The 21,021-nt window shown below is 35.4% G+C and carries 17 protein-coding genes; all 17 read right to left on the reverse strand.

Annotated features, from left to right (window positions below; all coding sequences use genetic code 11):
• Positions 1 to 145 precede the first annotated feature (145 nt).
• Complete coding sequence (bcbE, locus tag J2S19_RS08035; RefSeq protein ID WP_307339791.1) at positions 146 to 1,384, reverse strand: bacillibactin exporter BcbE; 1,239 nt, start codon at positions 1,382 to 1,384, stop codon at positions 146 to 148.
• Positions 1,385 to 1,689: 305 nt separating this feature from the next.
• Positions 1,690 to 2,415: a GntR family transcriptional regulator gene (locus J2S19_RS08040; protein WP_307339794.1), complete on the reverse strand. Its 726-nt coding sequence runs from the start codon at positions 2,413 to 2,415 to the stop codon at positions 1,690 to 1,692.
• Positions 2,416 to 2,736: 321 nt separating this feature from the next.
• Positions 2,737 to 5,106: an FtsK/SpoIIIE family DNA translocase gene (locus J2S19_RS08045; RefSeq protein WP_307339796.1), complete on the reverse strand. Its 2,370-nt coding sequence runs from the start codon at positions 5,104 to 5,106 to the stop codon at positions 2,737 to 2,739.
• Positions 5,107 to 5,228: 122 nt separating this feature from the next.
• A complete protein-coding gene (locus tag J2S19_RS08050) occupies positions 5,229 to 5,453 on the reverse strand; it encodes a YlzJ-like family protein (protein ID WP_307339798.1) in 225 nt (74 codons plus the stop codon).
• Positions 5,450 to 6,199: a ClpP family protease gene (locus tag J2S19_RS08055; protein ID WP_307339802.1), complete on the reverse strand. Its 750-nt coding sequence runs from the start codon at positions 6,197 to 6,199 to the stop codon at positions 5,450 to 5,452. Before J2S19_RS08055 ends, J2S19_RS08050 begins: the two co-directional genes overlap by 4 nt.
• 295 nt (positions 6,200 to 6,494) lie before the next feature.
• Positions 6,495 to 8,150: a ribonuclease J gene (locus J2S19_RS08060; protein WP_307339805.1), complete on the reverse strand. Its 1,656-nt coding sequence runs from the start codon at positions 8,148 to 8,150 to the stop codon at positions 6,495 to 6,497.
• A gap of 512 nt (positions 8,151 to 8,662) precedes the next feature.
• Positions 8,663 to 9,535 carry a 4-hydroxy-tetrahydrodipicolinate synthase gene (dapA, locus tag J2S19_RS08065; protein ID WP_307339808.1) on the reverse strand — a complete coding sequence of 291 codons (873 nt, stop codon included), beginning with the start codon at positions 9,533 to 9,535 and terminating at the stop codon, positions 8,663 to 8,665.
• 57 nt (positions 9,536 to 9,592) lie between these two features.
• Positions 9,593 to 10,825, reverse strand: a complete 1,233-nt coding sequence (gene dapG / locus J2S19_RS08070; RefSeq protein ID WP_307339811.1) for an aspartate kinase — start codon at positions 10,823 to 10,825, stop codon at positions 9,593 to 9,595.
• A gap of 68 nt (positions 10,826 to 10,893) precedes the next feature.
• Entirely contained in the window at positions 10,894 to 11,937 is a 1,044-nt protein-coding gene (gene asd / locus J2S19_RS08075; RefSeq protein ID WP_307339814.1) for an aspartate-semialdehyde dehydrogenase, read from the reverse strand.
• Positions 11,938 to 12,058: 121 nt separating this feature from the next.
• Positions 12,059 to 12,661 carry a dipicolinate synthase subunit B gene (locus tag J2S19_RS08080; protein ID WP_307339817.1) on the reverse strand — a complete coding sequence of 201 codons (603 nt, stop codon included), beginning with the start codon at positions 12,659 to 12,661 and terminating at the stop codon, positions 12,059 to 12,061.
• On the reverse strand, positions 12,658 to 13,560 hold the full coding sequence (dpaA, locus tag J2S19_RS08085) for a dipicolinic acid synthetase subunit A (protein ID WP_307339820.1): 903 nt from the start codon (positions 13,558 to 13,560) through the stop codon (positions 12,658 to 12,660). Before dpaA ends, J2S19_RS08080 begins: the two co-directional genes overlap by 4 nt.
• Positions 13,561 to 14,252: 692 nt before the next feature.
• Positions 14,253 to 14,507, reverse strand: a complete 255-nt coding sequence (locus J2S19_RS08090) for a YlmC/YmxH family sporulation protein (RefSeq protein WP_307339824.1) — start codon at positions 14,505 to 14,507, stop codon at positions 14,253 to 14,255.
• Positions 14,508 to 14,597: 90 nt separating this feature from the next.
• Entirely contained in the window at positions 14,598 to 15,839 is a 1,242-nt protein-coding gene (locus J2S19_RS08095) for a M16 family metallopeptidase (RefSeq protein WP_307339827.1), read from the reverse strand.
• A 23-nt stretch (positions 15,840 to 15,862) separates the two neighbouring features.
• Entirely contained in the window at positions 15,863 to 16,852 is a 990-nt protein-coding gene (locus tag J2S19_RS08100) for a polysaccharide deacetylase family protein (RefSeq protein WP_307339831.1), read from the reverse strand.
• A 227-nt stretch (positions 16,853 to 17,079) separates the two neighbouring features.
• Positions 17,080 to 19,197, reverse strand: a complete 2,118-nt coding sequence (gene pnp, locus J2S19_RS08105; RefSeq protein ID WP_307339833.1) for a polyribonucleotide nucleotidyltransferase — start codon at positions 19,195 to 19,197, stop codon at positions 17,080 to 17,082.
• A gap of 462 nt (positions 19,198 to 19,659) precedes the next feature.
• Positions 19,660 to 19,929, reverse strand: coding sequence for a 30S ribosomal protein S15 (gene rpsO, locus J2S19_RS08110; RefSeq protein ID WP_307339835.1), 270 nt, complete (start codon positions 19,927 to 19,929; stop codon positions 19,660 to 19,662).
• Positions 19,930 to 20,058: 129 nt separating this feature from the next.
• Complete coding sequence (gene ribF, locus J2S19_RS08115; RefSeq protein WP_307339838.1) at positions 20,059 to 21,000, reverse strand: bifunctional riboflavin kinase/FAD synthetase; 942 nt, start codon at positions 20,998 to 21,000, stop codon at positions 20,059 to 20,061.
• Positions 21,001 to 21,021: the final 21 nt, after the last annotated feature.

Below are 21,021 nucleotides of genomic sequence, written 5' to 3' on the forward strand. Positions count from 1 at the left end.
CACAATCTTTTAGAAAAGAGCCAATAAAAATAATGTTACCCTTTTATATTTCTATTCTTTCTATAAAAAACCTTCTATATTCACGAGAAAAGAAATATGAGGCTATCTCCGGCTTAGGAAAAACCTAGCATGAGATAACCTCATTTTATGCAAGCTTAGGCATTCTTTTTGTCTTCGCTTCTTTCTGTGTATCTTTTTTCGGTTTGATAAATAGTAACACAATGAGCACCGCTAATAGACTAATACCACCCGAAAAATAATAAACAAGATGTTCTGATTTCCCCATAATATAAGAATAAACTGGAGGACCAATTGCGACTCCTATAAACCGCATTGAGCTATAGATAGATGTTATCGTTCCTCGTTGTTCTTTTTTAATACCTTCAGTTATAATCGCATCTAAGCTAGGTAATGTCATACCAATACCAATCCCTGTTATAACTAAGAAGGCAATTAAATAGTACAATGAATGTTGGACTCGTAAGGCAATAAACGATATGGTCACTAATCCCATTCCGATAACTGTCACAGTTTTCATTAAGCTTTTACTCTTGCCAATTTTCTTCCCAGCTATAAATGAACTTAATGAAAGTGCCAGTAAAGGAATAGCTAGTACTAAACCTTTTTTTATCCCGTCGATATGATATTGCTTTTCCAACATGTCCGATAAATAAAACAATATACCAAATAAAACAAAAAAGATAATACAACCCACTGAAAAAACAGCAAATATCCATCTACCATTGTGCTTAAAGACTTTTTTTATACCTTGAAAAAATTCGCCGACTGATTGTTTTTCTTCATTTTTATGTTTTGGCACTTTCACCAAGAAAAACACTAATAGCACACTGATAAGACTAAAAAATGGTATAAACCAAAACGGAAGAAACCAAATAAATGATGCTAACGTAGCACCAATTATTGGACTAAGTACTTTACCAGCAGTATTTGCTGTTTCCGTTATTCCTAAGCCTGCACTAACTTCTTCATCGTCTTTAAACATATCACCGACTAACGGGATAACAACAGGTGCTGCCCCAGCGGATCCTATCCCTTGTAATACCCTACCAATTATTATGAATAGAAATGCATTATCCATTTTCCAAGAAGCCCAACCACAAACTGCTCCACCAATACCAGCAATTATTAAGCACGGTACCATTACCATCTTTCTACCATAACGATCTGATAAGTAACCTGCAATTGGGATTAACACAATTGCAACGATTGAGTATACCGTAATAATAAGTGATACTTGAAATGAGTTAATATTCAATTGTTTTGCTATCATAGGTAGAACTGGAATTAACATTGAATTTCCTAATGTCATCACAAGTGGAACAGATGATAGTGCTAATAAATCAAGCTTCTTTTTTCCATTCATCTTTGCTTCACCTTTTATTTACATTATTTTTAACACAATCTCATTATGTGTTGTTCGAGTAAAACATATACTGGTAGTATGTAACAGAACGAAAGCGCAAGCTCCATGTACAACCGGGCAAGCATATAAAGATTTAAAAATGAAACCGTTCATTTTCTAATATGTCAAATGACCTCCTAAGTACTGAAGAAATATAGGTAATAATTTATACTTTCGCACATAAAAAAGGGTGAGACCGTATTTCGTCTACCCTTTTTGGAATATTCAAAATATATTAAGTAAAAAAATAATAAGTTCAAAAATTTTTATAAGCGTTTTCTAACGACATGAAAACTAAAATGATCTGCTCTAAAATAATTTAAGGAATAAAGTACTGGTTTATCATTAGCATCATAATGAATTTGTTTTAAAAGGAGTAATGCTGTTTCAGGATCACATTCTAAAATAGGTGAAATCTTTTCATGGTAACCGATTGGTTCAATATTCGTAATAGCTGAACTTATATAAATATTAGCCTTCTCTTCTAATAATTTAAATAAAGACTCTTGTTTGTGGTCAAATGTATTAGGTAAAACATTAGTAGGAATTTTATCGACACAATATACAACAGGTTCATTGTTTGAGGTACGAACTCGTTCAAGTAAGAAGATTTCTTCTTCTTTATTGCATTTAAACCTTTTAACATCGTCATCAGTTGCACCTGTGATTGAAGAAGAGAGAAAGACGGTTCCTGGTGTAAGATTGGCATTTTTTATCATATCCGTTACACTATTTAATTGCTCAATACCTGATGAAAACCTCGGAGTTGCATTAACAAAGGTTCCGACTCCATGCCTCCTAATAATGACATTCTCTTCTTCGAGAATTCTTAAGGCTTCTCTAAGCGTTGCTCTACTGACTCCTAATTCATTGGATAGTTCAAATTCTGAAGGTAGTTTTTCCTTTTCTTTATATTTTCCACGTTCTATATCTTCTTTAATTTTATCAATTACTTGTAAATATAAATGCCGATTATCAGCCTTTATGCTCATAAGTTGCCTCCGCTTTTTTCAAGAAATATAAGAGATCAGACACCTGATGTTTTACACCATTCTAATCGAAATTACTATATCATGTTTCAACTTATAAATAAATAGAATCATTCCAATTTGTCGAAAACAGTAGAAGTATACTTCTTATCGACGTTTTGGGCTATGAAGAGAAGCCCTAGTAAAAGTAAACTACAATAGTAACTTTAAACAGCAATAAAGGACACTCATTAAGACAAATTTGAACAAATTTACCTAAATTCAAAATACACTGTCATAAAAGACTGCCGTCAATGCAGCAGTCTTTCATCTTATTTCTCTTGGTTATGATGTTAGTTCATCCTGACTATTTTTAGCAATTAATACTTCACGAGGTTTACTTCCTTCGTAAGGTCCAACTACTCCTCGTTCCTCCATTGCATCAATTAACCTTGCTGCTCTCGTGTAACCCACTCTGAATCTTCTCTGAAGTAATGATACTGATGCTGTTTGCATGTCAATAACTAATTGTACTGCGTCGTCATATAGGTCATCTTGAACCTCACTCGGCGAATCCTCTGTAATTTCTGTCGGCATCATTTCCTCTTGATATTGTGCTTTTTGTTGTGAGATAACAAAATCAACAGTTTTTTCAACTTCATCATCTGATAAAAATGCTCCTTGTACTCGAACTGGCTTTGAAGCACCCACTGGTAAAAAGAGCATGTCACCGCGACCTAATAGCTTTTCTGCCCCACCCATATCAAGAATTGTGCGCGAATCCGTTTGTGAAGATACACTAAATGCAATTCTTGAAGGTATATTAGCTTTAATAACACCTGTTATGACATCAACTGAAGGCCGTTGAGTAGCAATAATAAGGTGTATCCCAGCTGCACGTGCCATCTGGGATAATCTTGTAATAGAATCCTCTACATCTGATGATGCAACCATCATTAAATCTGCAAGCTCGTCCACAATGACAACAATATACGGTAATTCTGGCTGTTTAGCATCGCTGTCGATATTATTTTTCTTAATAATTTCATTATACCCTTCGATATTACGAGTACCCGTATGAGAGAATAGCTCATATCGGCGTTCCATTTCATTGACTACTTTCTTTAATGCCTGTGATGCTTTTTTCGGATTAGTTACTACCGGGGCCAACAGGTGTGGAACTCCGTTGTAAACATTTAGCTCTACCATCTTCGGATCAATCATCATCAGTTTCACTTCATGTGGCTTAGCCCTCATTAAAATACTTGTAATAATACCATTTATACAAACACTTTTTCCACTACCGGTTGAGCCTGCTACTAGCAAGTGTGGCATTTTATTAAGCTCTGCCAATACTGCATCACCTGAAATATCCCGGCCTAATCCTATTAGTAGCTTGGCATCTGGTTTGTCATTTGCTTTTGATTCAAGTACCTCTCTAAGCGAAACCATGGCGATCTCTGAGTTTGGAACCTCTATACCAACAGCTGATTTCCCAGGTATAGGTGCTTCAATTCGAATATCCTTTGCAGCTAATGCTAAAGCAATGTCATCACTTAAATTTACAATTTTACTAACCTTCACACCGACATCAGGATAAACTTCATATTTAGTAACAGCTGGTCCTAAATGAACCTGAGTAACTTTCGCTTTCACTCCAAAGCTTTGAAATGTTTTTTCTAATTTTCGAGCATTTTCATATATATTTTTCTTATCTGTCTGTTGAGAATTATGTTTAGGTGGATGCAATAAGTCAATTGGTGGTAATTCATAATCCTTGTTTTCTAATTCAACAAACGTAATTGGTTGCAAATCATCTTGACTTTTTTCAACATGATTATCTTCTAGTTCTTGCTTATCATTATTCACATAACTATCATTTCGGTTATGAAGAATCGTATCCTCCATCGTGTGAATAATCATTTCCTCTTCTTCCTTCACCTCTCCTTTGTCTGAGAAGCTTGAAATAATTGGTGGAGTCTCTTCTTCTTCTTCAATTTTTGCTTTCTCAGCTTCCCTTGCTTCTGCTAATTCCTGTCTTTTTTGTTTGTGTGCAGCTCTTTTTTGTTTAATAGCACTCGGTATTTCTTTTATATCTTCAAAAAATCCTGTAGTTTGTTTTTTCATAAACGCACCTAACGGGCTACTCATTTTTTCTAATGTTGCTTGTAGTGAACGGCCTGTAATTAAAATAATCCCGATTACAATTAAGAAAAACGCGATAATTTTCGAACCCGCCTCGGCAAATAGATAAAAGGATGCTGCATACAAAATAGCTCCTAGCATGCCTCCACCTAAATCTTGAGAAGATACATCACCATTTACATCTAGCCAAAAAAGTGAAAAAGTATTGCTAATGACACTTGGTGTAACGAAAGTTCCATTGTTTGAAAGTAATTCAAAAAGCTTTACATGACTTAATAATAGAATAGCTGCGGTAATAAAATGTAAACCAACCATCTTCCGACTTAATAGTGATGGTACTTCACGTTTCCAAATAAGATAAAATGAAAAGATAAGTATTTCAAATAAAAACAACATATACCATTCACCACTAAAAAACCGAAACATGTGAACAAATGTCATTCCTACAAATCCAAGTTTTGACATCGCAATGAGCACGATTGCTAATATCGCCAAACCTGAAAGTTCATACTTTACAGTTCTTTTCCAGTCATCTTTTGTTTTTCTTTGTTTTCTTTTTTGTTTTGCCATAAAATCACCTATTACTCGTTATCGTTCGACTTAAATTTATTTATGTATCACATATACATGTGAAGAAGGCAGCCTGAAAATGGGCTGCCTAGACTTTGTTATTTAATTATATCATAATTAGTTCATTGTTCGGTAACGCCCATGATTATTTTTTGCCCAGGACAATATTGTTCATCAAGATAATGACTTGGGTTACTACTCAATACTCTTAAGATTTCATATTGAGAATGGCTTGCTTGTTGAACTAAAAGTTGAACGCCATTTTTTTCAATTATTGTTTGCTTTTTATATTCTTCTTCATGAGTAGGAAACATTAGCTCTTCTGGCATCATTGTATAATAAATCATTGTAACACCTGCTTGTTATCATGTTGACTGTCTAACATACTATTGAGCTTTTGTATTGCTTGTCCTACACCACCGACATCATCAATTAACCCGTATGCAACAGCATCCTTACCGACAACATTTGTTCCAATATCCCTTGTTAAATTCCCTTTTGAAAACATCAGTTCTTTAAATTTTTCCTCAGTAATATTTGAATGTTTCGTAACAAAATTAACTACCCGATCTTGCATTTTATCCAAATATTCAAAAGTTTGGGGAACCCCAATAACTAAGCCGGTTAAACGAACAGGATGTATCGTCATTGTTGCAGTCTCTACGATAAAAGAGTGGTCACATGACACGGCAATTGGAACACCAATTGAATGGCCTCCACCTAATACAATCGAAACAGTCGGCTTCGAAATAGATGCTAACATTTCAGCAATTGCTAAACCTGCCTCAACATCTCCACCAACTGTATTTAGTATAACTAACAAACCTTCGATATTTGGATTTTGTTCTATTGCGACGATTTGAGGAATGACATGCTCATATTTAGTCGTTTTATTTTGTGGTGGTAGTTGGATATGACCTTCAATTTGACCTACAATTGTTAAACAATGGATTTTAGAATCTTGCCCCATTTGAGGAACGTTCGTTTGCCCAAGTTGTTGAATTTTTTCAACGATTGAACTTTCCTTTCCTTCTACTTTATCCCCACCCTCATTTTGATTTTTTCCATTTATGTAGTTACCTTCATTCGTCATTATTTTCATCCTTTCTCTATCATTCTCTTTGTAGTATTTACATCGAGTCTGATTTCATGCGAATGAATATCGTTACTTAATTTGAAGTCGTTTTAGTGGAAATTAGAATGGTATTCGCATAGAGAAATGTTCTAGACTTTGTTAGACTCATGAGCTGCATAAGGATGAAGCCTCTCAAGCGTTGTTAAACTTATATATCCATATTACGTGAACTTACTACAAATTAGATTATAAAGTAGAGCGCAAACAGAAAAATGACATAGATATATTCTATGTCATTCTAATCACTTTATTTTTATATTTCCATGATAATAGGTAATATCATTGGTCTTCTTTTTGTCTTTTCATATAGGAACTGATTCAGTGATTCCCTAATACTTAATTTCAATGAAGACCATTCGAGCGTTTGGTCACGCATACTGCGATTTACTATGTCTGAGACAATCCCAGTCGCTTTAACAATTAATTCCTCTGATTCTCTGACATATACAAAACCTCTAGTGATTACTTCAGGACCAGAGATAATTTGCTTTTTCTGTTTATCTAATGTTACGACAACAATTAATATACCATCTTGTGATAATAAACGACGGTCACGAAGAACAATATTTCCAACGTCGCCGACACCAAGACCATCAATTAACACATTCCCTGAAGGTACTTTCCCACTTGTTATAATGTTAGTTCCTTTAAATTCAATTACATCGCCTTTTTCTATAATAAAGACATTATCTTTATGAACGCCAACTTCGACCGCAATGTTCGCATGTGCCTTTTGCATTTTGTACTCTCCATGGATTGGAATGAAGTACTTTGGTTTAGTAAGATTAATCATCATCTTTAATTCTTCTTGATGCCCATGTCCAGAGACATGAATCTTTCCAAAGATGACATTGGCACCTGCACGGAATAAAAGGTCAATTGTCTTAGAAAATACAAGCTCATGCCCAGGTATTGGAGTAGCAGCAATAAGAACTGTATCACCCTCGATTACATTAATTTGCTTATGTGATTGTTTAGCCATTCTTGATAATACAGATAAAGGGTCTCCTTGATTACTCGTCGTTAAAATAACAACCTCATTTAAAGGATATTTATTAATATCATTTACTGATATTAGCATGTCCTCATCGACCCTAATATAGCCTAAACTTATTGCTAAGTTAAGAATGTTCCTCATATTTTTTCCTACTATAGCTAGTTTCCGCTTATTTTTAGCAGTAGCATCCATGATTTGCTGTATACGTAATAAATTAGAAGCAAAGACAGAGACGATAACCCTATTTTTCGCATTATAAATAACATCTAAAATTTCATTACTCACAATGGCTTCAGAACCGGAATAACCTGGTTTCTCTGCATTTACACTATCAGACAGGAGGCATAGTACTCCTTCATCACCTATTTTGGCGATTTTTCCGATATCCATATAACGCGATGAAACTGGTGTTTGATCAAATTTAAAATCACCTGTATGTACAATTGACCCCATTGTAGTAGAAAAACTGATTCCGACCGAATCAGGGATACTATGATTTGTTTGGAAAAACGTAATATTAGTATCTTTAAAAGACAGAACTGTATTAGCATCTACTTCTTTAACTAATACGTTATCCTTCATACGATTTTCTTTAAGTTTTTCACCAACTAAGGCAAGGGTTAGTTTTGTTCCGTAAATCGGAACTTGTATGTAATTTAATAAATAAAATATACTACCTATGCTTTCATCATGCCCATGAGTTAAAAATATCCCTTTTACCCGGTCTTTATTGTCTTTTAAATAGCTTATATCAGGGATTACCATATCGATCCCTAACATTTCTCCTTCTGGATACATTAGTCCGGCATCAATAACGAATATGCTTGAATTAATTTCAACAATGAACATATTCTTGCCGACTTCTCCTACACCACCTAAAGCGATGATTTTTATATTCTCTGTCTTTTCCATGATTACATTAATCCTCCCCACTGAAGTACCCGTTCAACGTCACTTAGAAACATTATACCTGATGAAAGAATTGGAATACAAGGTAATTTTATTTGTATAATAAAAAGTAACCGTAAACTTGAATTTTTAACATCCTTGTATTCCACTCTACAATTTATGAGCAGAAATACCCCGATTAAGCGGTATGAATTTAAACATTAGGCTGTTTTTGTAAACATTGTTGCTTTTAACTGAGTTGTCGTTTAGGGTTTATCTGCTCTTGCAGTACTCACGGGCTACGGTACGGGTGGGAGTGAGCCTGTTTAGCTCCTGCGGCTACCCGCGAACAAACTTCAGCTCCTCTCATACGATAAGTTATCATCGAAATTGCTTATACTATGTAGGTAATCGTTTGGTCTTCATAAAAGTTCTTCCGTGATTCGGATTGTGAGCTTAATATATGTTTAGGCTGAAATCTATTTGTTATTAATGGATCTAAAAAAGCTTGATAACAAGTATCAAGCCCTTCTATTTTATTTATTTTCTAGTATATCTTGTAATTGTAATCTTTCATCATTTGTTAATGGAATTAGAGGTAGTCTTACAGTTCCTACATCCAAACCTTTGAGTTGTAAAGCAGTTTTTACTGGTACAGGGTTTGGTGATGTAAATAACTGTTTCATTATTGGTAATAGTGAACGGTGTTGTTTGGCAGCAGCTTCATGGTCCCCATTCAAAAAGAGAGAGATCATTTCTTTCATTTCTGGTCCGATAATGTGAGAAGCTACAGATACTACACCTGCTCCACCGATAGATAAGGTAGGTAAAGTTAATCCGTCATCCCCTGAATAAAGTGAGAAAGCATCATTTGTTTTTGTGATAATTTCTGCCATTGCATCTAAATTACCACTTGCTTCTTTAATCGCCACAATATTCGGTATTTCAGATAATCTCACTATTGTATCAATATTCATATTAATAACGCTTCGACTTGGAATATTATAAAGCATTACCGGTAGTTTTGTTGATTCAGCAATAGCTTTAAAATGATGATATAATCCTTCTTGATTTGGCTTATTGTAATATGGAACAACAAGCATCACCGCATCAGCTCCAGCAGCTTCAGCTTGCTTAGTTAAGGAAATTGAAGCTGCAGTATTGTTACTGCCGGTCCCTGCAATGACAGGTATTCTACCATTAACTTCCTTAACTGTATGCTTAATTAGTGCAATTTTTTCCTCATTACTTAAAGTAGGGGATTCGCCAGTAGTACCTGCAACAACCAGTGAATCTGTTCCTTGGTTGATTAAATAATCAATAAGTGTCGATGTTTTTTGAAAATCAATATTTCCGTTTTTATCAAACGGAGTCACCATCGCTGTAGAAAGTTTTCCAAAATGACTCATATTCCTCTCACTCCTTTTACTGCCCCAACGTCATATAGCCATACAATTAGCTAAATATTAATCATTTCCATTAATCTGCGATAAATTAAAAGCATCATGTAGTGCATTAACAGCCCTTGTCATATCTTCTTCTTTAACTAATACCCAAATTGTTGTATGACTGTCTGCAGATTGTAGGATTTGTATCCCATTTTCCGACAATGTCGTAACAATTTTTGCTGTCACACCTGGAACACCCATAATTCCAGCACCTACAGTTGATACTTTAGCGCAATTTCTAGTTATTGTCGGCTCATAACCTAAATCTTTCAATATTGTTACTGCACGCTCAGTAACATTCTCTGTCACTGTATAGACAACACCCATTGGTGTGATATTAAAAAAGTCAACACTTATTCCAGCGTTTGCCATCGCTTTAAAAACTTCTGATTGGACGTTGTATTGCCCTTCTTTTGCAGAAACTTTCAATTGAGTTACATTCGATACTTGAGCGATCCCTGTTATTAGACGCTCACGTACATCACTACCTCTTTTAGAGGATTGTTTTGCTTTAACTAACGTACCAGGAGATTTAGAATAAGTTGATCTAACACGCATCGGAACTTCTGATTGCATCGCAATTTCAATAGCTCTTGGATGGATAACTTTAGCACCTTGATATGCAAGATTCACAATTTCAGTATAAGTTACATTCGAAAGCGGTTGTGCATTTTCGACTATGTTTGGATCAGCTGTCATCACACCTTCAACATCTGTGAAAATATCAACAAATTCAGCTCCGAGTGCAGCTCCTAAAGCTGCTGCAGAAGTATCACTTCCGCCTCTACCAATGGTTGTAATATCTCCATTTGAAATCGAGGCGCCTTGAAATCCTGCCACAACAACAACATCACATGACTCTAATTCCTGCTGCAATCTTTCACATTTCATCTCAAGAATTTTTGCATTCGTATGTTCATTGCTCGTAATAAAACCAGCTTGCGCACCATTTAGTGCTGTAGACTTTATTCCTGCTTCATTTAACATACTAGAAAAAACAATTGAAGATATTACTTCTCCACAAGATAAAAGCATATCCTGTTCACGATTAGATACCATTTCGGTACCACCGTACAATAAATCTAACAATGTATCTGTTGCATATGGGGCGCCTTTTCTTCCCATTGCAGACACAACAACAACTACTTTATAGCCTTGTTCTATTGCTTCTTTGACATGGTAAAGTGCCATTTCGCGCCCTTGGTTATCTTTAACAGAAGTACCGCCAAACTTTTGAACAATAATTTTCATCGAAAGCACCTCAACTATAGACGTGAGAGAAGAGAGCTAGTTTAAGCCTGCTCTCTTCTAAAATAAGATTAAACTAATTTTAATTTTACAAGACTTTCCGCAATTTGTACCGAATTCCATGCAGCACCTTTTAATAGGTTATCAGAAACGATCCACATATGGAAGCCAGTTTGACAATCTAAATCTTTACGGATTCTTCCCACAAATACATCATTTTTACCAACACTATATGCAGGCATCGGATAGATTTGATTTGCAGGGTCATCTTGCAATGTAATACCATCTGAATTTTTTAACAAATCTTTAATATTCTCAGCTGTAACATCTGTCTTTTCAATTTCTACATAGACAGATTCAGAGTGACCTGTTTCCACTGGCAGACGGACACAAGTTGCTGCTACTTGCAAATCAGGCATACTCATGATTTTTTTTGTTTCATTAATCATTTTCATTTCTTCAAATGTAAACCCGTTATCTTGGAATTTATCAATTTGAGGAATTGCATTAAAAGCAATTTGATAATGTTTTTCATCACCTTTTACCGGGAGAATTTCTGGTGTGAATACTTCACCATTTAAAATTGCCTGTGATTGCTCTTTTAATTCATTGATCGCAGCAGCACCTGCACCTGAAACAGCCTGGTAAGTAGAAACGATCACTTTATTTAGTCCATATTCTTTACGTAATGGTTCTAATGCAACAACCATTTGTATTGTTGAACAGTTAGGGTTCGCGATGATTCCGTTATGATTTTTTAATGCACCTTCATTAACTTCAGGTACAACTAATGGAACATTTTCGTCCATACGGTATGCACTTGTATTATCGATAACAATTGCACCTCGTTTTACTGCCTCGGGTGCAAATTGTTTTGAAACACTGCCACCTGCACTGAATAATGCGATTTGTACTCCTTCAAAACTTTCTGGAGTTGTTGCTTCTACAGTATATTCTTCGTTTCTGAACGTGATTTTTTTTCCTGCTGAACGTTCAGAAGAAAGCAAAGTAAGTTTAGAAATAGGAAAATTACGTTTTTCTAAAGTAAGAAGCATTTGCTGCCCCACAGCTCCTGTTGCTCCGACTAATGCTACATGATAACCTCTTGCTTCCATTATTACTAGCTCCTTCCAGCTATTTCACAATAAAATAGCGCTAAATCTTTTACGTACTATTCTATCATATTAGTTATCAAATGGTCTTTACATTTTCATATAATTATATTGAATTTTTTAATTATTTTTCTAAATCACGGAATTTTTCGACAACAACTGGTTGAAATTGTCTTCCTTCCAATGCTGCCAATACAGTTTCTAGCAACGATTCCATTCTTGCTACCATTGAATTTGGCTTGCTATTTGGCGCATCTTGACCAAATGGGATGAAATAAATATCTTTAGTTGCCATTAGTCTCATTAAATTTATTCCGTTTAAACCGAGTGCATCATTTGTAGAAATTCCTAGAACAACTGGACGATGTGTTCTAAGTGTTGCTTTAGCTGCCATAAGCACCGGGGAATCTGTAAGTGCATTTGCTAATTTACTCATCGAATTACCAGTTAAAGGAGCGATTACCATACAATCTAACGGGAGTTTAGGTCCTAGTGGTTCAGCTGCGACAATTGAATCAATTACTTTATTTCCTGTTAGTTTTTCAACTTTTTCTACCCATTCACCTGCTGCTCCAAATCTAGTACTTGTGTTTTTAACTGTAAATGTGACAACAGGGATTACATCTGCTCCCTCATCTAATAATACCTTAATTTGCGGGTATATTTCTTCATAAGTGCAGTGGGAGCCAGTAATTCCAAAACCTATACGTTTTCCAGTTAACTTCATGATGATAACCCCTTTCCATCTATTAATAATTCGTTTAAAAGTTGGGAAAGAACATTAGCAATAATTTGACCTGCAGATTTAGGAGCGACAATTCCAGGTAATCCTGGTGCTAACAATGCTTTTATTCCTCGTTTTTCTGCATACCGAAAATCAGTACCACCTGGTTTAGATGCTAAATCAACGATCAATGTGTGAGCAGGCATTCTTGAAAGTACACTAGCGGTAATAATTTGATGTGGTATGGTGTTAATACAAACGTCAATATCCATCACTTCATCTTTTAATTGCTCTAATGGAAATGGGTGTAAGCCCATTTCAGTAACTCGTGCTAAATGCGCAGAGTCTCTCGCACCAACCTTCACATCTGCACCTAGTGCTGAAAATGCTCTGGCAACGCTCATGCCGACCCTACCTAGACCAAGCACAGCTACTTTAGAGCCGTGAATCGTAATGTCAGTGTGTTGGATGACCATCATAATCGTCCCTTCAACTGTAGGAATTGAATTATAGATGGCTACATCATCACGTTCAAAGAGTTGCACTAACTTCCGATTTGATGATTCTATAATGGTATTTAAGTAAGAGTTCGAAATTCCAGAATAAACGACACAATGTGAAGGTGTCTTTTTTAATTGTTGCTCAGTTAATTTTATTTTTTCATTTGAAAATACTGTATCAACTAACCCTTCCTGATTTGTTCCAGGGATAGGTAAGATAATCGCATCCAATTCTTCAAATTGAATCTCATCTATCTTCACTTTATTTGCACCAGTAAAACCATGATCTAGTTGGTCAAAACCAATAAGAAATAGTTTGGCATCTAATTCAGTTAGTTTTCGTATAACTTCCAGCTGTCTTGCATCTCCACCGATAACAGCTACGTTTAATCCTGTTAACATGTTGAATGTTCACCTTCTTTTTTGGCTTGTTATCTGTTTTCATTTCAACATTTTTTTGGATATCTTACTTCAACATACTATGTAAATATATCTGATTGGGTGAATAAGTTAGGGAAATTTACTTAGTGGACACTTGGCACAGATTTAAATTAGTACATTTCTTATTACGTATATGGTATATAGGAGCATTTGTTACAAATGTATCAGCGGTTAATTTACTCAGGTAATTTTAGGGGGGAATTTGTTAAAGTGTTTTTTTATATTGATAGGCTGAATTTGTAGACATTGTTGCTTTATGCATAGTTGGCGTTTTGGGTTGGTCTCCTCGTGCAGTACTCACAGGTAGCGGGGTGGGTGATAAGCCTCATAGCCCTTGCGGCTATCTGCCTATCAAACATCAGGTCATCTCCCTACGATAGGTCATCATCGATTCGCCATTCGGCTCATCGTGATTCCTTTGGTCTTAGTCGATGCCAGTCTCTAGTTTGTACGTCGATGGGCAAGCCGCCTACGTTTTTCGTTCTCCTCAGCGTAAACGCCCCTGCTCACGTCTCAGCACGCATCCCGCAGGATTCTCGCACTCTAAGCTCCAACCAACACTTCATAAAGTTTGTCCTAAAAGCAATAATCTTTTAGAAAGGAGCCTATTGATAAGATAAAAAAAAGATTGGCTATATGCCAATCTTTGATAATTACTCGATATGTTCGATTTGTTCGTCAGGAATGTCTAAAATAATCATATCCGTTCCGATTTTTTTAATATGTTGCCAAGGTACGCGTATTTCCTGACCTTGCTTCCTTAATCCAAACCACTTTAATGAAGGAATTATTAGTGTTGTAATTTGACCTTGTTCATTTATCTCAAGGTCTGTTTGACCAAGAACACCTAAGCGTTCTGCTCTTTTCACATCAACAATCTCCTTACCGCTTAATTCACTTAACCTCATGTCCTTCCCCCCTTTATATATCATATCGTTCAATAGGAGAAAAAAATGCCTACAAAATTAAATTTGTAGGCAGTTAAGCGATGATATATGCTATTGCTTTATGTTATCAGGAAGCTTTCCATCAGGACTAATTAATGAAACAGAATATGTATCTGTGAAAATTTCATTCGCAAGTGAATTAACGCTGTCCACAGTTACGGCATTCACTAATTCAATAATTGAATCTAATGAGCGATGACGACCAAGCATTAATTCATTTTTCCCGTTTCGACTCATACGACTATTTGTACTTTCTAGACTTAACATTAAGCTGCCCTTCATTTGTTCTTTACTATTAGCTAATTCCTTATCGGATATTCCTTCAGACTTAAGTGTTGCCAACGTTTCTTGAATGGTATCGAATAACAAATTTAATTGATTCTTACCAGTTCCTCCATAAATCGTTAACATTCCGTTATCCATATATGAAGAATGATATGAAAATACCGAGTAGGCCAAGCCCCGTTGTTCCCTAACATCTTGGAACAATCTTGAACTCATACTGCCCCCTAGAATATTATTTAAGACAATTAAATTATATATATCATCATGACCTGCTTTTAATCCATTAAAACCGATACATAAATGTGCTTGTTCAGTATCTTTTTTTCTAGCTATATTTTGGGTCATAAAGCCAGGTTTTTCGATATCTTTTTTTGAGTACGCAGTTTCATAAGAGCCAAAATGCTTTTCAACTTGTTTGATAAAGTCTTCAGTAACGTTACCCGCAATTGAAATCACGACATTATCCGGAGTATAGTACTCCTCCATATAGCCTCTTAACGTATCGCCATTAAAAGATTCTAATGTTTCTTCTGTTCCGAGAATAGGATAACCGAGCGGATGGTTCCCGTATACAGCTCTACTTAGCAAGTCATGGACAATATCATCTGGTGTATCCTCATACATTTTAATTTCTTCACCAACAACATTTTTTTCCTTTTTTAATTCCTCTTCATCAAAAGTTGAATGAAAAAACATGTCTGCTAATACATCTAATGCATAGCTGGCATGGTCGTCTAATACTTTTGCATAATAGCAAGTGTATTCTTTTGAAGTAAATGCATTTACTTGACCGCCAATACTATCAAAGGATTCAGCAATTTCTCTGGCAGTTCTCGTCTTTGTCCCTTTAAAAAACATATGCTCCAAAAAGTGAGAAACTCCATTATTTTCTGCATTTTCATTCCTTGACCCAGTCCCAATCCAAACTCCAATTGCAACTGAACGGACAGTTGGTATATTTTCTAGTACAATTCTTACTCCATTTTGACAAGTATATTTTTTAATCAATTGAGTTCCTCCTTCTATGTTGTTCACTCTAGTTTCTTATCTTGAGTAGACTTCCCTTGTAAAAGTCTCTCCTCATCCATAAGCATTGATAATGAACCAAATGAATAACCTTTTCTTTTAATAGATACAATTAATGTTTCTAAACTATCTGAAGTTGACGATGTTGGATGCATTAAAATAATTGCACCATTATGAACTTTGTTTAGTACACGATCCACAATAACATGTGGCTCTGGTCGTTGCCAATCTATCGTATCAACACTCCACATAACCGTTTTCATCTTATATTCATCCGCTATACTTACTACCTCTTCCCGAATGCTGCCACTAGGAGGTGCAAACCAAGACGGTGTAACTTCCGTAACTGATTTAATCACTTCATTTGTCTTTAATAATTGTTCCCGAATATTTGCAGAAGATAATTTACTCATATCAGGATGTGTATATGAATGATTACCTATTTCATGACCTGCATCAACTATCATTTTAGCCATTTCAGGATTTTCTTTAACCCATCTACCTTCAAGAAAAAATGTAGATTTGACATGATATTTATTCAGTGTATCTAGCATATCTGGTATGAACTCATTTCCCCAAGCAACATTTACAATAAATGAAACCATCGGCTTTTCTGGATTTCCACGATAAATGGGTTCAGCAGGTAAATCTTCAAGATGTACTTTAGGCTTCACCTGACGATAAATTAACATCTTCTCATCAAATTCGCCTTTATCTTTCATTCGTTTATATGATTGTTCTATATCAACTTCTAATCCATTATATCCAGGAGTTGCTTTCCAAACTTTATGTATCTCTGCATTTTGTGGAGGTATATTATATTCTTTAGCCTTTGAAACAATTTCGTTATACAAATGATTTTGTTGCTTCATAACAGTTTGATTTACTTGTTTAATATCTTGAGTAAAAGTAGTCGTATAAGGATTTTTAAAAAAGCCTATAGTAATCGTTAAGATAAATAAAAACCCTACAACCTGAAGTAGCTTCCTTTGCATTATTTATCCCCCTTTATACTAAAAATTATGTATAAAAGGGACAAGGTAGAACAAGAAAACGTTTTTAAAGCATGCCGATTAAATAGCCTTTCTTTAATGGTAACTGTTACACAGATTCCTCATGCTAATGCAAAATAACAACACAATTCAAGCTAGTAAAAATGAACACCTTTGAAAGCTACCTTCTCTAAAAATGGAAAAGAAGCCTGGTTTCCCGGCCTCTATTTTTATCCTTCTTGGATCTCTTTTTCTTTTTGTTCTTTCAAGACTGCCTTTCTAGATAGGTTCACTCGACCTTGTTTATCAATCTCAGTAACCTTCACAAGAATTTCATCACCTAAAGATAGCACATCTTCGACTTTTCCAACTCGTTCTTCAGCTAATTCAGAAATGTGTACTAATCCGTCTTTACCATTAAAGATTTCTACAAAAGCACCAAATTTCTCGATACGTTTTACTTTACCTAAATACATTTGTCCAACGACAACTTCTCTAACGATATCTTCAATGATTTTCTTAGCCTTTTGATTCATGTCTTCATGCACAGAAGAGATAAACACTGTTCCATCTTGTTCTATATCAATCTTAACGCCTGTTTCTTCAATAATCTTATTAATTTGCTTGCCGCTCGGTCCAATAACATCCCTAATCTTATCAGGATTAATCGCCATTGTTAAGATTTTTGGAGCATATTGAGAAAGCTCGTGTTTTGGAGTAGAAATTGTCGCTAGCATTGATTTCAAGATTTCAATTCGGCCCTTTTTCGCCTGTTGCAATGCTTCTTCAAGGATTTCACGAGATAATCCTGCAATTTTTATATCCATTTGTAAAGCAGTAACACCATTCTCTGTTCCAGCCACCTTAAAGTCCATATCACCAAGAGCATCTTCCATACCCTGGATATCAGTTAGAACAGTATAATGTTCACCAGACATAACGAGACCCATTGCGATACCAGCTACTGGAGCTTTAATTGGAACACCTGCATCCATCATAGCTAATGTACTTGCGCAAATACTAGCTTGAGAAGTAGATCCATTCGATTCAAGAACTTCTGATACGAGTCTTATCGTATAAGGGAAATCTTTTTCCGATGGAATAATCGGTTCAAGTGCTCGTTCACCAAGTGCACCGTGGCCAATTTCACGACGGCCTGGCCCTCTCATTGGACCTGTTTCACCTACACTAAATTGTGGGAAGTTATAATGGTGCATAAATCTTTTTGACTCTTCTATTCCTAAACCATCTAATATTTGTACATCCCCAAGTGCACCTAACGTACAAATACTTAATGCTTGTGTTTGTCCTCTTGTAAATAGACCTGAACCATGTGTTCTAGACAATAAATTAACCTCTGAAGAAAGTGGTCTTATTTCATCAACTCCACGTCCATCAGGTCTAACCTTTTCTTCCGTAATTAATCGACGAACCTCTGCTTTAACAAGCTTACTTAAGATTTGCTTTACTTGTTTTAATGTATCTTCGTCTGCTTCTTTTTCAACAAACTTCTCAATAACTGAATTTTTAACTGCTGAAATGGCATCTTCTCTCGCATGCTTCTCTTGAACTTGAATCGCATTAAGTAAATCCTTTTCAGCCATTTCCTTAATTTCTTTCTCAATCTGCTCGTCTAGTTCAAAAAGTTGGATTTCCATTTTTTCTTTTCCAACAGCAGCTGCTATTTCTTCTTGGAACGCAATAAGCCTTTTTATTTCTTCATGGCCATACATAATCGCTTCAAGCATTGTTTCTTCAGAGACTTCTTTTGCTCCAGCTTCAACCATATTTATTGCATTTTTCGTTCCTGCTACAACTAAATGGATGTCACTTTTTTCGGCCTGCTCAACTGTTGGGTTAATAACGAACTCATTATTAATCCGACCTACGGTAACACCAGCGATAGGACCTTCAAACGGAATGTCTGAAACACATAGTGATAATGACGAACCAAACATTGCAGCCATCTCTGATGAGCAGTCTTGGTCAACACTCATTACAATGCTGATAACCTGTACTTCATTTCTAAATCCGTCTGCAAATAATGGTCTGATCGGGCGGTCAATAAGACGACTTGCTAAAATCGCTTTTTCGCTCGGACGACCCTCTCTTTTGATAAAACCACCTGGAATTTTCCCAACAGCATATAAGCGTTCCTCATAATTAACTGTTAACGGAAAAAAGTCTAATGGTTTTGGTTCCTTCGATGCTGTTGCAGTACTTAAAACAGCTGTATCACCATAGCGTATTAATACAGCACCATTTGCTTGTTTAGCGAGCTGCCCTATTTCTACAGTTAGATTTCTTCCAGCCCAATCTATGGAAAATATTTGCTTGTCTTGTCCCATATATGTAAAACTCCTCCCTAAAATGTCAACGTTATGTATTAGTATGAACAATGTAATTCCAACATATCACTATGTTTTCTTGACGTCTTATATTTCTTCTTAACCTATTTAGTAAACTTTCATAATATGATGGTGATTGTTCATTATTAGTCTTGCCTATTCCAACAAGTATGAAACTAAAATTCTAAAACACGACTGTTGTTCAATTTATAATCATATCATTTCATAAAAATAAAGACTACCTCTATTTATCTTGAATGAAAAGATTTAGATATGTATGTATGAAATATTGGCTGATTCCCTATCCCCTCAAGGAGTCTCGCAATCAGCTCCAACCAAGTTATAAGGTAATTGAATAGTTGAGACTATTATAGGTAGATAAAAGTCTTTTTTAGCGTAGACTATTTTCAAAACAAAAAAGTTTACACTAAAAAAGCGGGAAAATTCCCGCTTTTAAAAGTATTATCGACGTAAACCAAGCTTGTTGATTAACTCGCGATAACGAGTTACGTCTTTATTACGTAGGTATGTTAATAAATTACGACGTTTACCTACCATTTTTAATAGACCGCGACGTGAATGGTGGTCTTTTTTGTGAACTCGTAAATGTTCATTTAAGTTATTGATGTCCTCAGTAAGGATAGCAATTTGAACCTCTGGTGAACCTGTATCAGATTCATGTGTTTTGTACTCAGCAATAAGTTCATTTTTACGCTCTTGTGTGATAGCCATCCTTTTCACCTCCTTAATTTTCAAAAACCCCAATTACCGAGCAATCGGTGGTGAATCGATTTGCCAAGCAATGGTTTTAAGTTACATCAATAAGAATACTATTTTTTTTATAGTATTGCAAGGATTTGTCTAGTTTTTCTCAAAATATTTTAATGCTTCTTCTTTATCTTTTGTAATTTGATTAATTAGTGCCTCGATACTTGAAAACTTTTGTTCACTTCTTAATCGCTTATAAAACGAAATAGATGCTTTTTCACCATAAATCTCATCATTAAACTCAAAAATGTTAACTTCGATACTTGGCTTCGGTTTTTGTTCCTGTTCGAAAGTAGGTTTATACCCTATATTACAAACACCTTTATACTCTTTTTCGTTTAGGGAGAATGTTACTGCGTACACTCCTGTTTCTGGAACAAGAATGCTATCATCGACATCAATATTTGCTGTTGGAAAACCGATTGTTCGACCACGCTTATCCCCGTGTATAACTACACCATTAACTGTATAAGGACGTCCTAATAGCTTGTGTGCGTATTCCATCTCGCCAGTCTTTATAACGTTTCGAATCAAGGATGAACTAATTTTTTTATCATCATCTGTCTGTTTTTCTACAGTCGTATGTAGAAACTCTTTTCTTGAATGAAATGGCAAAGTTTCCATCGTCCCTTTCCCTAAGTGTCCATATGTAAAGTCAAATCCTGCAACTACATGTTTCACATTAAAACTAATGATATAATCGTCAACAAATTGTTGTGGCAGTAATGAAGCAAATTCGTTTGTAAATTCAACAATGAATAAAATATCAATACCAAGTTCCTCAATTAGTTTTATCTTCTCAGATAAAGTGGTAAGGGAATCTAATTGCTTTTGTTTTCGAAGTACAACAAGCGGGTGTGGATGGAATGTCATAACAGCACTTTTCATTCCATTTGCACTTGCTATTTCTTTAGCCTTTAATATTACCCGTTGATGGCCTTTATGGACTCCATCGAAATATCCTAATGCTAACGTCATTTCATCAAAGTCATCTCTTGTAAAATGATGTGGATGAGAAAGTTTAATAATTTTCACAGTCAACTTCACCTTTTTCTA

It is taken from the genome of Metabacillus malikii (assembly GCF_030813355.1).
Lineage (GTDB): Bacteria > Bacillota > Bacilli > Bacillales > Bacillaceae > Metabacillus > Metabacillus malikii.